The following is a 14,455-nucleotide window of genomic DNA, read 5'->3' on the forward strand; positions in this document are numbered from 1 at the left end:
GTTGGTACTAACAACTAAGTTCGGATGCGATGGCATTCCCGCCTAGATGCCACTCATTGAAGGAGCGATAGATGAATCAGACAAGCGGCAGGATCGCGATTATCGGAGGCGGCCCCATCGGGCTCGCCGCCTGCGCCCATGCGCTAGCGCATGGACTCGATCCGGTAGTCATCGAAGCGGGCACGGGCGTCGGTGAGCATCTGCGGCAGTGGGGGCATGTGCGAATGTTCACGCCCTGGGAATGCAACCTCGACGATCACGCTGCCGCACTGTTGAAGGCTTCGGGATGGCAGCACCCGGCGGCAATGCTTGCCCGACCGGGCAGGAGCTTGTGGAGCACTATCTGGAGCCGCTGGCGAACCTGCCTGAGCTCCGAGACCGCGTGCACCTGCAAAGTAGAGTTGTGGGCGTGAGTCGGTCCGGGATCGATGTGCTGAAGGACAAGGGGCGCTTCGAGGCGCCGTTCATCCTGAGGATCGAAGACCCCGATGGCGAGCGCGACCTTTTGGCCGATGCTGTCATCGATGCCTCCGGTACCTTCGGCCAGCCCAACTGGATGGGAGCCCACGGCATGCCAGCGCTGGGGGAAGCGCGACGGGCACAGCGAGTGACCTACGGTCTGCCGGCGGTGCTGAAGGAAGGGCGCGATCGCTACGCCAACCGTCGTGTGCTGGTGGTCGGCGCCGGGCATTCGGCCTTCAATCTACTCCGCGATCTGGCCGAGCTTGGCGAGGCAGCCCCGGATACCAGGGTTCTGTGGGCGATCCGAGGTGATTCACCGGCTAGAATGTTCTGTGGGTGCGCCGACGATCCTCTCGAGGAACGTGGTCGGCTCGCTCTGGAGGTTCAGCGCCTGGTGAGCGATGGCAGGATCGAGGTCTATCCCGGGGTCAGGATCGAGCGACTTGAGAAGGGGGCCGATGGTCTTCTCATCCACGGGGAAGGTCAGAGCCTGCCGCCGGTGGATGAGGTCATCGTCGCTACCGGCTTCCGGCCGGATCTGTCGCTGTTGACCGAGCTTCGCCTCGAGCTGGACCCAGCCACCCAGAGCCCGGTTCGTCTGGCGCCGTTGATCGATCCCAACGTACACAGCTGTGGCTCGGTACCCTCCCACGGCGCCGAGGAGCTCCGCCATCCGGAGCAGGGACTGTATATCCTGGGCATCAAGAGCTACGGCCGCGCCCCCACTTTCCTGTTGAGGACCGGTTACGAACAGGTGCGCTCGGTGGTGGCAACGCTGGCGGAAAGGGCGGCACGGCGGGGGTAGGGCAGGGCCTGCCGGATGCTGAACTGCTCCGGGGGATGGCCGTCACCGTGAGTGAATGCCCGAGAAGATGGCAAGGGGCGCCTGCCTGCCATTTTTTTTGTCGGAGCAGCAATGAATATGGGTTTTTTCTGTATTCAGCGGGAGGGTTAAGGTTTTTTTGTTTGATTCGCGATTATGCATCAACTCATTTTTAACGAAGGGATGCTGGCTTGACATGCAGCCTTAATAGCCACCATATTGGATTGGTTAATCGATAAATTCGTTAGACAATATGAGGCAATTATGAAGAACAAGAAGCCATCCTGGGTCACCTATTTTTCTCTAGCAACAGTGGGTCTTGCAGGAACGGGACTTTCCTCGACGGCATTGGCTCAAGATCCATACACGGTGGGTATTGAAGCCTCTTTTCCACCTTGGGCATATGTAGAAAGTGGTGAGTTCAAGGGCATTGCCATCGATGCGATGAGTGCAATTGCTGAAGATCAAGGCTTTGAGATTGAATTTCAGGACATGCCTTTCCCTTCTCTGATTCCAGCGCTGGCGGCTCAAAAGATTGATATATTGGCGACCGGACTGACTGTGACAGAGGAGCGGGCAGGGGCTATCGATTTCAGTATACCCTGGTGGGAAACCAACGATGTTGTGTTGGTTCCTGAAGACTCTGACGCCAATGTCTTTACGGCAGTCTGCTGCGGCGCTAGTGTCGGCGTTCAAGGTGGTTCGTCCCAGCAGGCATGGATGGAAGAGAACGTTATCAACAATAGCGATGTTGACGTTTCTCTCTCCAAGTACGACAGCTATGTGACCGCTGTCGATGACATGGCGATCGGCAGGATTTCATCGGTCATCGTGGACGATACGTCGGCTCAGGAATATATCAACTCTGGCCGACCGGTAAAGATGGCTGGCAAGATCTATATTCGTGCTCCTTTGGCGCTGGCTGTCACCAAGGATGATCCGCAGGAGGTCCTTGGAAAGTTGAACCAGGGTATCATGAATATTTATGACTCTGGTGAGTGGCAGGAAATCGTAAGCAGCTATATCCCCGGGGTTGTGGCGCCTGCCATTCCTGGCCATATGCCGGATTTCGTAGATACCTATGACAAGCCGGTGAGTGGACTTCCCGAGCTCGGAAACGAATAAGTCTAGCGTTATATTGCTGTAGGCGCTTCCTCGACCGGAAGCGCCTTTTTTCATCGGGGCAGATGTCATGGATATCTATGATGTACTTATTAGAGACTTTCCCTTTCTTTTGAAAGGGCTGGGGGTCGCGATTGCCCTCTTGTTCTGTCTTTTGGTTATTGGTTTATTTCTTGGCCTGGCTATATGCCTGGTACAGCTGTACGGGCCGCGTTCTCGTTTTGTTCAGTGGCCGTTGGTCGTCTACGAGAGAATTTTTCGTGGTATTCCAATCATTATAATGCTGTTCATTTTTTTCTATGGATTATCTGGGGTATACGATATCTCCGCTTTCGCTGCAGCAGTTTTGGCAATGGGGCTAAGGTCTGCTGCTTATCAATCTCAGATTTTTCGTAGTGCCTTCCAGTCTGTTCCTGAGGGCCAGATGCTGGCTGCAAGGGCGATGGGAATGTCTAGTTCCAAGGCGATTGCATATATCGTTTTACCTCAAGCCATACGACATGCAATAGGGCCTTGGACAAATGAGTTTTCATCTCAGATAAAAGAAACGTCTCTGGCATACGTGATCGGTGTTGTCGAACTGACGCGTCAAGCTCACTATATAATTACCAGTACCCAAGGAAACGTCCTCATCGTATTTGCGGTAGTCGCCCTTCTCTATTTTATTCTAAATAGAGCCGGGAATAGTGCCCTTTATGCTTTTGAAAGGAAGTTGTCGGTTCCGGGGTTCGAAAAATAAGATGAGAGATAATGATATGGACAGCGATCTGGTTCTCGATGTAAAAGGTGTGAAGAAAAGCTATGGCGGTGTCGAGGTTCTGAAAGGCATCAGCTTTTCTCTCCATCGGGGTGAAACAAAAGTTCTTATTGGTCCATCCGGATCTGGCAAGAGTACGCTTTTGCGCAGTATCAACCATCTCACTCACTCCGACGATGGCAAGGTCTACCTCAAGGGTGAAGAAGTTACCGACAGTAATATCGACAAGATGCGGGCGAGGATCGGCTTTGTTTTTCAGGATTTTAACCTGTTCTCCCATCTGACCGTCTTGGATAACGTACGAATTTGCCAAATCAGAGTGAATGGGGTCGAGCGAGATAAGGCGACTCGTCGTGCCTATGAGGAGTTGGAGCGAGTGGGGTTGTCGGACAGGGCGGATGCGTATCCGGCAGAACTCTCGGGTGGTCAGCAGCAGCGTGTGTCTATTGCAAGGGCGCTGGCCATGGACCCTGACGTGCTGCTGTTTGATGAACCGACATCAGCGTTGGACCCGGAGTTGACGGGGGAAGTGGTCAAAGTCATGCAGCAACTCGCCAGTGACGGGATGACGATGGTCGTGGTAACTCACGAGATGAGTTTTGCACGTCAGGCTGCCGACGAGATCATCTTTATGGAGAAAGGCTATATCGTTGAGCAGGGTGACCCTCAGACCCTGTTCACAGGCGCAGAGAATGAGCGCACCAGGGCTTTCCTCAACGTCATCGCAGAGCATGGGTGAGCGCTATGATGGATTTTTTGAGCTTTGGTCTTGAGTGGCTGCCGCAACTCCTCACAGGGGTCCCGATCACCCTCGCCCTCTGGGTGATTGCGATCACGCTTGGTTTCTTTCTCGGGCTTGCACTATGTTGGGCGCGTGTCTACGGCGGGCGAGTCTGGTATTGGATCAGTACCGCATATATAGAACTTTTTCGCGGGACGCCGATGCTGGTCCAGATGTTCTTTATTTATCTGGGGCTCCCCCACGTTGGGATTGTCTTTGATGCTTTCACCTCCGCGGTGATCGCCATCACCTTGAACAGTGCCGCCTACCAGGCAGAGTACTTTCGTGGTTCGATCCTGTCGGTGCCTTCAGGGCAATTGACCGCCGCAAGGGCGTGCGGGATGAGCAAATGGCAGGCTATCCGACACATCATGCTGCCGCAGGCGTTACGGCGGGTGATACCTCAGTGGTCCAACGAAGCGATCATCGAGCTCAAGTTCACTTCCATTGCCTATACCATCGGCGTGGTTGAGATTACGGCAATTGCTCAGGATATCGGCTCGCGAACATTGGACTTTTTCCACGTGTTTCTTTGGGCGGGGATCATCTATCTTGTGCTGACGTCCAGTGTGGCAAGCCTGCTTGGCTGGGTCGAGCGGAAGACCTGGGTGCCTGGGGTGACCACTCAGTGAGCCCGAGAGGCGGCTGGAGCCTCGCAGTACGCCAGTAGTGAGCTAGCGAAGTCGCTACATCAAGCGCCCCTGGTGAGCGAGTGGTTGCTCACCGGGGGCGCGTCTGTTCTGGCGACGTCGCCTCAGGCGGTGACGGGTGATGCCGGGCGTTCCAGCGTCAGCAGGGTGTCGTGGTCGCGCAGGCGATAGAGGGTGTAGCAGGCGGCCAGCATCGGCAGGGCGGCGAAGAACAGCATATGGCCGAAGGGATCGGTCACCATCGCCGGGATAGTCACCAGCGTCGAGACGCCGTGCACCAGCAGCACACCACCATAGCTTATGCGTTTGAAGCTGCCGCTGACGAAGGCCAGGATCAGCACCAGTTCGAGCACTCCCAGCGCCACCACGACGGCGGTGCCGACGCCGGCGATGCCGAAGTACTTGTCCATGATCCCGCTGCCCTGGCTTGGATTGATGAACTTGCTCAGGGTCCAGACCAGCAGTACCAGAAAGATGCCGATACGCATCGCCAGTAGCCCGCCCTTGAGGCCCGCCATCTCGTTTCCTTCAGTGTGCATCTGAGCTTCCTTGGTCGTCTTCTAGAGGATGGCGCTCGATGGGCGAGCGCCGTGGGGGGCTGTGTCGCACCTGAAAGCGGGACCTTACAACCAGAAGCAAACTTTTCGTGCGGGAGCAGGGAAGGGGCCAGGCCATGTGCCGAGCCACCGAAAACGGAGGGTCTCAGCCGGCTGCCCCCCTGGGAGCTACTCGGGCGGGGCTTACTCGGATGGCGCTTACTCGGGCGGAGCTAGCTCGGGCGGGGATTACTCGCGCGGGGACTACTTTGACCGGGCCTAGTCGGGCGGGGACTACTTTGACCGGGCCTACTCGGTTGGGGCCTGTGGCGCGGCGCAGCCTTTGAGGTGGTCGACGAACTGGCGCACCTTGGCGAGCTCGCCCAGGTGCTCGGGATAGACCAGGTAGTAGGCGTCGGGACCGCGCAACAGGGTGGGCCAGGCGGGGACCAGGGCGCCGGCTTCTAGTTCATGGTCGATCATGAAGCGTGGAATCAGGGCAAGGCCGCCGCCGGCCATGACCGTGCGAATCAGCGTCTGAAAGGTTTCGAAGCGGATACCGTGGTAGCTGCGATCGGTGCGAATGCCCTGTTCGTCGAACCAGCGGTGCCAGGCGTCGGGGCGGGTCGACAGGTGCAGCAGCCGGCAGTTGGCCAGATCGGCGGGGCTGACGATGCGCTGGCGCGCCAGATAGCCGGGTGCGCCGACCGCCATCACCTCTTCCTCGAACAGCTTGTGACACTCGAGGTTGGGCCAGCTGCCGTGGCCGTGGAAGATCGCTACGTCGATGCCTTCGTTTTCCAGATCGAAGGTCTCCACGCGGTCGGACAGGTGCAGGGTGATACCGGGGTGAGCCTCGAAGAAGGCCGGTAGCTGCAGCGACAGCCAGCGTGTTCCGAAGGTGGGAAGCGTGGCCACCTTGAGCACGTCACCGTGGCCGCTGTAGGTCATGATGGCGTTGGCCGACATCTCGAGGTGGGCCAGGATCTTGCGCACCTCGGTCAGGTACAGCGAGCCTTCCGGCGTCAGCACCAGGGTGCGCCTGAGTCGACGGAAGAGCTTGTGCTGCAGGTAGTCCTCGAGCTGGGCCACCTGCTTGCTGATGGCGCTCTGGGTGATGCTCAGCTCATCCGCCGCCCGGGTGAAACTCAGGTGCCGGGCGGCGGCTTCGAAACACTGAAGCGTGGTGGTCGAGGGGAGATGACGGGCCTTCATCGAACGCTGACTCCAGCGTAAAAAACCGCCATTCTACCCCAACCGAGGGACTACCGCTGTTGCCGGTACGTTTTTCGAAACGACCTCCTGCTGAGGTGCTCATTTTTGTTCCCGGCGGCCACTGGGGGACCGGGAACAGGGCCGCCGAAAACAGGGCTACCGGGACCAAGGTCGCCGGGAACTGGCGCTCATCGACACCGTCGCCGTCAGCGCTGGGCCGACGTTGCCGTATCCATGGGCGCCTCGGGACGGCGTGACTGCCACAATGCCACCAGCGCCAGGGCCACCAGTCCCAGGCTGCTGGTGATGGGGGCCGGGGCCACCATGGCCAGGCCCGCTGCCAGCAGCACCGCCCTCTCCCACATCAGGGCATCGCGCACAAAGTGGCCGATCAGGGCGGCGCTTACGCCGACCAGGCCCACCAGCAGGAAGCCGACATCGCGTACCAGGCCCAGCGGTGTGGCGTCGATCATCACCAGCGCCGGGTTGTAGATCAGTGCGTAGGGAATGATAAAGGCACCGATGGCCAGTTTCAGCGCCGTCACCCCAGTCTTCATCGGATTGGCCCCGGCGATCCCTGCGCCGGCGTAGGCCGCCAGGCACACCGGTGGCGTGATGTCGGCAACGATCCCGAAGTAGAACACGAACAGGTGCACCGCCATGGGCGCCAGGCCGAACTCGTTGATCAGCGCCGGCGCGGCGATGGTCGCGGTGACGACGTAATTGGCGGTGGTCGGCAGGCCCATGCCCAGCACGATGCAGGCCAGCATGGTGAAGATCAGGGCGAGGATCAGGGTGCCGTCGGCCAGGCTGATGATGCCAGCGGCGAACTTGGCGCCCAGCCCGGTCATGCCCACCACCCCGGCGATGATGCCGGCGGTGGCCACCGCGGCGATCACCGGCAGCGCGACCCTGGCGCCCTTGTCCAGCAGGCGTACCAGGTCGGCAAGCGACGGTCGGGTCTCCTTGCGTAGCAGGCTGACCGCCAGCGCTGCGGCGATGCCCAGCAGGGCGGCACGCTGGGCGGTGAAGCCGACGCTGACGGTGGTCACGATCACCGCCAGCGGAAGCAGCATGTACCCCTGACGCATCAACAGTTTGCGCTTGCTGGGAAGCTGGTCCTTGGGGATGCCCAGGATACGGCTGCGCTTGGCCTCGAAGTGCACGCCGATAAAGATACCGGTGAAGTACATCAGCGCCGGTATCAGTGCGGCGTACATGATCTCGCGATAGGACACGCCGACGTACTCGACCATGATGAAGGCGGCCGCGCCCATCAATGGCGGCATGATCTGCCCACCGGTGGAGGCCGACGCCTCGGTGGCGGCGGCGACCTCGGGACGGAAGCGGGCATTCTTCATCATCGGAATGGTGAAAGAGCCCGAGGCCACGGTATTGCCGACCGAGCTGCCCGAGATCATGCCCTGCAGCGAGCTTGCGATCACCGCCGCCTTGGCGGTCCCGCCGGTGAAGCGACCGGTGGCGGCGAAGGCGAGGTCATTGAAGAAGCGGCCGACCCCGGTCTGGATCAGTACCACGCCGAAGAACAGAAACAGGAAGATGAACTTCGCCGAGATCTGCAGGGGCGTGCCGAACACGCCGCTTTCGCGGAACCACAGATAGGGAGCGACCTGCTCGAGCGAGAACCCGGGGTGGGACAGCAGCGCCGTCGGAATATGGTTGCCCAGCAGGGCATAGGCCAGCGCCAGCAGGGCCACGATCACGATGGGCAAGCCGACGGTGCGACGCGTCGCTTCCAGCACGAACAGCACACCGGCGCCGGCCACGATCAGGTCCAGGGTGGAATAGCCGGTGATGCGGGCGCGCAGCACCTCGTCGTAGAACAGGATCTTGTAGTAGGCGCCAAAGGTGGCGGTGAAGGCCAGTACCACGTCGTACCAGGGCACCGCTCGGCGGGCGCGCTCGCCGCGACAGGCGGGGAATAGCAGGAAGATCATCCCGAGCGCGAGGCCCAGGTGTACCGCCCCTTGCTGTTGCGATGGCAGGGTACCGAAGTAGCCGGTATAGAGGTGAAAGGATGTCAGCGCGATGCCGAGCAGCGACACCGCCCAGCCCCAGCGGCCCAGGTGAGCGCGAACGCTGGACTCCCGGTCGTACTTCTCGAGCAATTGCCGAGGGGCATCGGCCGTTGTTTTTTCGACCATGGCGTGAATCTCCCGATGATCGCCAGGCGCCGACACGCCGGCGCCTGACGATGACATGGTTTACTTGGCGAGGTCGTCGAGGCTGGTGATACCGCTGTCTTCGCGGGTCACGATCTGGATGACTTCCGGATAGATGTGGCCGATAAAGGCGACGTTGCCGATGGCGTTGTCGTCGAACTCACCGTTGCCGGATACCGCGTCCTTGGCCGGTGCATGCACGGTCATGCCCAGGTCCATGCGGTCGTCACGTATGCTGACGAGGTTCTCGATGGAGGCGCCGGTCTCGATGTTGGTGAAGTTGGCCCCGTCGAGATAGTTGTTCCAGATGGTGGCCATCTCGCCACCCAGCGGGTAGTAGGTGCCGCCCTGGCTGCCGGTACCGAGGATGTACTCGCTCTTGTCGCCCTGGATCTCGAGCTGAGCCACCGGGTTGCTCACCTCCAGTCCCTGCTCTTCGTAGTAGCGTTTGGCACCCGGATGGATCGGGATGCCAGCGGAGCCGTTCAGTGCGTTCTCCAGGGTCATGAAGGCGGACTGGGCGTGGGTGTTTTCTTCGGCCTTCTCGTGCATCAGGCGAGCCAGTTCATAGCCAAGCTCCTCGTCGATGCTGTGGGTGTTGCCCACCAGCACGGCGTAGGCGGTCACCGTGGTCACGTCCTGGTCAAGAAACTCGTAGCTGTCCTGGGGGATGACGAAGCGACGGTACTCGCTATTGGCTTCGATATAGTCCACCGCGTCGTCGCTCAGGCCGATCATGCGAACGTCACCGGCGGCTGCCTGAAGGTTCTCGATGCTTCCGGACGGCAAGCCGAGGATGCCGATCGACAGGTCAATATTGCCGTCCTGGACACCGTCGAGCGCCGCGCCGAAACCTTCCTGATAGGCGCTGTAGTCATCTTCCTTCACCCCGTGGGCGTCGAGCAGCAGCTTGGACACCAGTTGGGTGGTGCTGGCGGGCGGGCCGATCGCCACGTTCGGGGTAGAGGAGGCTCCGTCGCTGCAGGCGCTGAGAAGAGTGGATGCGGCGATGGCGATCGCGGTCGGCTTCAGGGGATGAGTCATGTGACGTTCCTGTCGTTTTAGGGGATGTCGTGGCTCTCTGGCCATGTTTTTTTGGCTATTGTTGCTGGCGCATGCAGAGCGGCGGGCATTGTTACCACGTGCCTTTGTTACCCACAAAAGAAATCTAATACTCGATCTATTCCTTTTGCTCATTCACGTGCCGATGCCGCAGTTTTTCGAGAGGATATCGACGCGCCTGGTATTCATTTCTGGAATGCATAAGACGCTTTTTTTCGTTTGAAGAGCTCCAGTGCCGCTGGTTACATCGTCGTCCTGAATTCCTCGACGATTCGACAGGTACCGGACATGGACTTTCCTCACGTCAGCGCCTCGCTGGGCATCGTTCACCCCTTGTGTGTGGAGCATGGGCGCAACGCCGAGCTATGGGACGAGGACGGTCGACACTACGTCGACTTTATCGGCGGCATCGGCGTGCTCAATTTGGGCCATGGACATCCGGCGGTAGTGGATGCGGTGAAAGCCCAGGTGGATCGGCTGATGCATTCCGCCTTCAACGCCTTGCCCCACCGCGGCTACCTGGAGGTGGCCCAGGCGCTCGATGCCTTCGTGCCAGTGTCCTACCCGCTGTCGTGCATGCTGACCAACTGCGGTGCCGAGGCGACCGAGAATGCCCTCAAGGTGGCGCGAGCGGCGACCGGTCGTCAGGCGGTCATCGCCTTCGATGACGGTTTTCACGGCCGCACCCTCGCGGCGCTCAACCTCAACGGCAAGGTCAAGCCCTACAAGACCGGGCTCGGCAGTCTGCCGGGGCCGGTGTATCACTTGCCGTTCCCGAGCCGGGACAACGATGTCAGCACCGAGCAGGCCATACACGCCCTCGACCGTCTGCTCGAGGTCGAGCTGCCCGCTGACGAGATCGCCGCGATCATCGTCGAGCCGGTGCAGGGCGAGGGCGGCTTCCGCCTGCTCGATGCGACCTTCGCCGCGCACCTTCGCGAATTCTGCGACCGCCACGGCATGGCGCTGATCTTCGATGAGATCCAGTCCGGATTCGGGCGTACCGGTAGGCGTTTTGCGTTCACCCATTTGGGCGTCGAGCCTGACCTGCTGTTGATGGGCAAGAGCATGGCGGCGGGGCTGCCGCTGGCGGCGGTGGCCGGCAAGTCCCGATTCATGGATGCCCTGCCCAAGGGTGGGCTCGGCGGGACCTATTCCGGCAACCCGGTGGCTTGTGCGGCGGCTCGTACGGTGATGGAGGTGATGAGCGAGGCGCGCTTGGCGCGCTGGAGCGAGGCCCAGGAGTCACTGATCGTGGCGACCCACGCCCGCCTGAAGGAGCGCTTTCCGATGGTGGGGGCCTTGACCGGGGTAGGTGCCATGCGCGGCATCGTGTTCAACGATACCGCGGGGGCCAGCGGCGCCGAGCACCTGGCCGCGTTGCTGGCCGCCGGACGCGAGGCGGGGGTGCTGTTGATGCCGAGTGGGCGTCGCCGCAACGTGCTGCGCCTGCTGGCCCCGCTGACCGCAGAGCCTGAGGTGTTGAGAGAAGGTATGGCGCGGCTGGAGCGCGCGTTGTCGACGCTCACGCCATGATTGCCCGGATCGCCCTCCGTGATGACGCCCGCCACGACTCCCGCCACCACGCCTGGGATGATGCGGGGATGGACGTGGCCACGAGCTATCGGCGTTTTCTCGAAGCCCTGGTGGACCAGGGCTTCGAAGGGGAGGTCGCCCCTGACTACGCCAATCGCACGGTGCTGGCCACTGACAATTCGATCTACCAGCGCCTGCCCCAGGCGGTGCTCTATCCTCGCGGGACCGAGGATCTGGTGCGTATCGCCGAGCTGGCGGGGCGCGAAGCGTTCCGCCAGGTGGTGCTGGCGCCCCGGGGAGGAGGAACCGGCACCAACGGGCAATCCCTGACCGATGGTCTGGTCGTGGATGTGTCGCGGCACATGAACGCCATCCTCGAGATCGACGTGGCACGCCGCCGGGTGCGCGTCCAGGCCGGGGTGGTCAAGGATCAGCTCAACGCCGCGCTCAAGCCCTACGGACTGTTCTTTGCCCCTGAACTGTCCACCTCCAACCGCGCCACCCTCGGGGGCATGATCGCCACCGATGCCAGCGGCCAGGGCAGCTGCGAGTACGGCAAGACCCGCGATCATGTGCTGGAACTCGAGAGCGTTCTGCTGGGCGGCGAGCGCCTAGTCAGCCGGCCAGTGGACGAGTTCGAGCTGGCGGCGCTGTGCGCTCGCAAGGACGGTGTGGGCCGCGTGCACCGCGTCGTCCGCGACATTCTCGAGTGCGAAGGTGAGCGTATCGACGAGACCTTCCCGCCGCTCAATCGCTGCCTCACCGGTTACGATCTTGCCCATCTGACCACGGCGGATGGCCGCTTCGACCTCAACAGCGTGCTGTGCGGCGCCGAGGGTTCGCTGGCCTTCACCAGCGAGGCGGTGCTCCGGGTGCTGCCGATCCCGGCCCACTCGACCCTGGTCAATGTTCGCTACGCCGGTTTCATGGAGGCGCTGGGTGACGCTCGGGCGTTGATGACCAGCGACGCTGCTCCCACCTCCATCGAAACGGTGGACGAGCGGGTGCTGGAGCTGGCCCGTGGTGACTATGTCTGGGACTCGGTCAGCGAGTTCTTCCCCGATGCCGGCGATATCCGGACCCAGGGCATCAACCTGGTCGAGTTCAACGATGATGATCCGGCACGGCTGGGGCGCCGGGTTGAGGCCTTTTGCCGGTATCTGGACGAAGACTCGAGTGTCAGGCGTCTGGGCCACACCCTGGCCCAGGGACGCGAGGCGATTACCCGGGTTTATGCCATGCGCAAGCGCGCGGTGGGGTTGCTGGGCAATGTGGCCGGCGAGAAGCGTCCGCTGCCCTTTGTCGAGGACACCGCCGTGCCACCCGAGCACCTGGCGGACTACATCGCAGAATTTCGCGCCTTGCTCGACGCCAGGGGGCTTGAGTACGGGATGTTTGGGCACGTCGATGCCGGGGTCCTGCACGTGCGTCCGGCGCTGGACATGAAGGATCCCGCCCAGGTGGCGTTGATTCGCGAGATCACCGATGAGGTCGCCGAGCTGACGCACAAGTACGGCGGGCTGTTGTGGGGCGAGCATGGCAAGGGCATTCGCTCGGAGTATGCCCCGGCCTTCTTCGGCCCGCTCTACCCCAGCCTGCAACGGCTCAAGGGCGCCTTCGACCCCTGCAATCAGCTCAACCCAGGCAAGATCGCGACACCGCTCACTGATCCCCCCACCGATCCACTCGACGACGCCGTCCAGACGACGGGCCGTGAGAGCGACCCGGGGCTGCTCGCGGTGGATGGGGTGGCGTTGCGTGGTCAGTTCGATCGCCAGATCGATGAGCGGGTGTGGCAGGCCTACGGCGAGGCGGTGTACTGCAACGGCAACGGCGCCTGCTACAACTACCATCCCGACGACGCCATGTGCCCTTCGTGGAAGGCGACGCGGCAGCGTATCCACTCACCCAAGGGGCGTGCCAGCCTGATGCGTGAATGGCTACGCCAGCAGCAACTGGCGGGTGTCGATGTGCTGGACGTGTCCCGACGGCTGCGCAAGCGCAGCGCCTGGGCGGCGCTCAGGGCCTTCCCCGCAAGGCTGGGGCGAAGCCTGGGGCGCCGTCGCGGCGAGCGAGACTTCTCGCATCAGGTGCATGAGGCCATGGCCGGCTGTCTGTCCTGCAAGTCCTGCGCCGGCCAGTGTCCGATCAAGGTCGATGTACCGAGCTTCCGGGCGCGTTTTCTCGAGCTCTATCACAGCCGTTACCTGCGCGCGCCGCGGGACTACCTGGTCGGGGGGCTGGAAGTCATGCTGCCGACACTTTCGCGGTTTGCGCCGCTGTACAACGCCACGCTGCGAATACCAGGAGTTTCGCGCCTGATGGCCGGTGTGTTCGGTGTGGTCGACAGTCCGCGGCTGTCGCCAGAGCGCCTTGATGGTTGGCTCGATCGCCATGGGGTCGAGCGGGCCACGCCAGAGGCGCTCAAGCGCCTGGACGAGGCGGAAAAGGCGCGCAGCGTGGTGCTGGTACAGGACGCCTTCACCAGCTACTTCGAATCCCGTCTGGTGATGGATACCGTCGAGTTGCTGGAAGGGCTCGGGGTGAGGGTGTTCGTGGCCCCCTATGGCCCCAACGGCAAGCCGCTGCATGTCCAGGGCTTTCTCGGAGCCTTCGAACGCACCGCCGCAAGGCAGGCCGAGCGCCTGCGGGCGCTGGCCGAGGCCGGGGTGGCGCTGGTCGGCATCGACCCGGCCATGACGCTGACCTATCGCCAGGAGTACGTGAAGGCACTGGGCGCCGCTGCGGTGCCCCAGGTGCAACTGCTGGGCTCCTGGCTGGCGCAGTGGCTGACGAGCAGGCCGCGAGCGGCGCAACAAGCCGCACGGTCGTCGGTCGTCAAGGACCCGGACTATCGGTTGCTGCTTCACTGCACCGAGGCGACCCATGTGTCCGGGGCGGCCAAGGACTGGCAGCGTCTGTACGAAGCCTTTGGTCTGTCGCTCGAGGTGCTGCAAAGCGGCTGTTGCGGCATGGCAGGCACCTACGGCCATGAAGTGGAGCATCGCCAGACGTCTGCGCTTATCTATGCGCAATCCTGGCAGCCCCGAGTCGAGGATCCGGATCTTCAGGGACGCCTGTTGGCCAGCGGCTATTCCTGTCGCTGCCAGGCTCGGCGGTTTTCTGGCGCCCACTTGCCACATCCGCTTCAGGGGCTACTCGCGTGCTTGAGGCATCGGACCAAGACTGAGTGAGAGTTGCGCCCGTCGTGCGCCCGTAGAGCGATGTATTTCCATTCTTCTGAACCTTATCTGAACCTTATCTGAACCTTAGCTGAACCATAGCTGGTCCGGCAGCGCGATAGCCCGTGAGCGCTAGGCTCAGTCCG

The 14,455-nt window shown here is 61.7% G+C and carries 12 protein-coding genes; 8 read left to right on the top strand and 4 right to left on the bottom strand.

Annotated features, from left to right (window positions below; all coding sequences use genetic code 11):
* The first annotated feature begins 71 nt into the window (after nt 1-71).
* From NKF27_RS06445 to NKF27_RS06470, 6 genes are all read left to right on the top strand, one after another.
* Entirely contained in the window at nt 72-413 is a 342-nt protein-coding gene (locus NKF27_RS06445) for an NAD(P)-binding protein (RefSeq protein WP_253555782.1), read from the top strand.
* Nucleotides 410-1,267 (top strand): NAD(P)-binding domain-containing protein, encoded by an 858-nt coding sequence (locus tag NKF27_RS06450; RefSeq protein WP_253555783.1) that lies wholly within the window; start codon nt 410-412, stop codon nt 1,265-1,267. Before NKF27_RS06445 ends, NKF27_RS06450 begins: the two co-directional genes overlap by 4 nt.
* A gap of 282 nt (nt 1,268-1,549) precedes the next feature.
* Nucleotides 1,550-2,410, top strand: coding sequence for a transporter substrate-binding domain-containing protein (locus NKF27_RS06455; protein WP_253555784.1), 861 nt, complete (start codon nt 1,550-1,552; stop codon nt 2,408-2,410).
* A 67-nt stretch (nt 2,411-2,477) separates the two neighbouring features.
* On the top strand, nt 2,478-3,146 hold the full coding sequence (locus tag NKF27_RS06460; protein WP_253555785.1) for an amino acid ABC transporter permease: 669 nt from the start codon (nt 2,478-2,480) through the stop codon (nt 3,144-3,146).
* A 16-nt stretch (nt 3,147-3,162) separates the two neighbouring features.
* Nucleotides 3,163-3,903, top strand: a complete 741-nt coding sequence (locus NKF27_RS06465) for an amino acid ABC transporter ATP-binding protein (RefSeq protein ID WP_253555786.1) — start codon at nt 3,163-3,165, stop codon at nt 3,901-3,903.
* A gap of 5 nt (nt 3,904-3,908) precedes the next feature.
* Complete coding sequence (locus tag NKF27_RS06470) at nt 3,909-4,577, top strand: amino acid ABC transporter permease (RefSeq protein WP_253556421.1); 669 nt, start codon at nt 3,909-3,911, stop codon at nt 4,575-4,577.
* A 122-nt stretch (nt 4,578-4,699) separates the two neighbouring features.
* Here NKF27_RS06470 and NKF27_RS06475 read toward each other — a convergent pair whose 3' ends face one another.
* From NKF27_RS06475 to NKF27_RS06490, 4 genes are all read right to left on the bottom strand, one after another.
* A complete protein-coding gene (locus NKF27_RS06475) occupies nt 4,700-5,134 on the bottom strand; it encodes a hypothetical protein (protein WP_253555787.1) in 435 nt (144 codons plus the stop codon).
* Between the two features lie 306 nt (nt 5,135-5,440).
* Nucleotides 5,441-6,346 carry a LysR substrate-binding domain-containing protein gene (locus tag NKF27_RS06480; RefSeq protein WP_253555789.1) on the bottom strand — a complete coding sequence of 302 codons (906 nt, stop codon included), beginning with the start codon at nt 6,344-6,346 and terminating at the stop codon, nt 5,441-5,443.
* A gap of 206 nt (nt 6,347-6,552) precedes the next feature.
* Nucleotides 6,553-8,511, bottom strand: a complete 1,959-nt coding sequence (locus tag NKF27_RS06485; protein ID WP_253555791.1) for a TRAP transporter permease — start codon at nt 8,509-8,511, stop codon at nt 6,553-6,555.
* 60 nt (nt 8,512-8,571) lie between these two features.
* Nucleotides 8,572-9,573 (bottom strand): TAXI family TRAP transporter solute-binding subunit, encoded by a 1,002-nt coding sequence (locus tag NKF27_RS06490; protein WP_253555793.1) that lies wholly within the window; start codon nt 9,571-9,573, stop codon nt 8,572-8,574.
* Between the two features lie 306 nt (nt 9,574-9,879).
* Here NKF27_RS06490 and NKF27_RS06495 point away from each other — a divergent pair, with 306 nt between their 5' ends.
* Entirely contained in the window at nt 9,880-11,127 is a 1,248-nt protein-coding gene (locus NKF27_RS06495) for an aspartate aminotransferase family protein (RefSeq protein WP_253555794.1), read from the top strand.
* Between the two features lie 68 nt (nt 11,128-11,195).
* A complete protein-coding gene (locus tag NKF27_RS06500; protein ID WP_253556422.1) occupies nt 11,196-14,321 on the top strand; it encodes an FAD-binding and (Fe-S)-binding domain-containing protein in 3,126 nt (1,041 codons plus the stop codon).
* Nucleotides 14,322-14,455: the final 134 nt, after the last annotated feature.

The organism is Halomonas sp. DN3 (genome assembly GCF_024137905.1).
In the GTDB taxonomy this organism is placed as follows: domain Bacteria; phylum Pseudomonadota; class Gammaproteobacteria; order Pseudomonadales; family Halomonadaceae; genus Halomonas; species Halomonas litopenaei.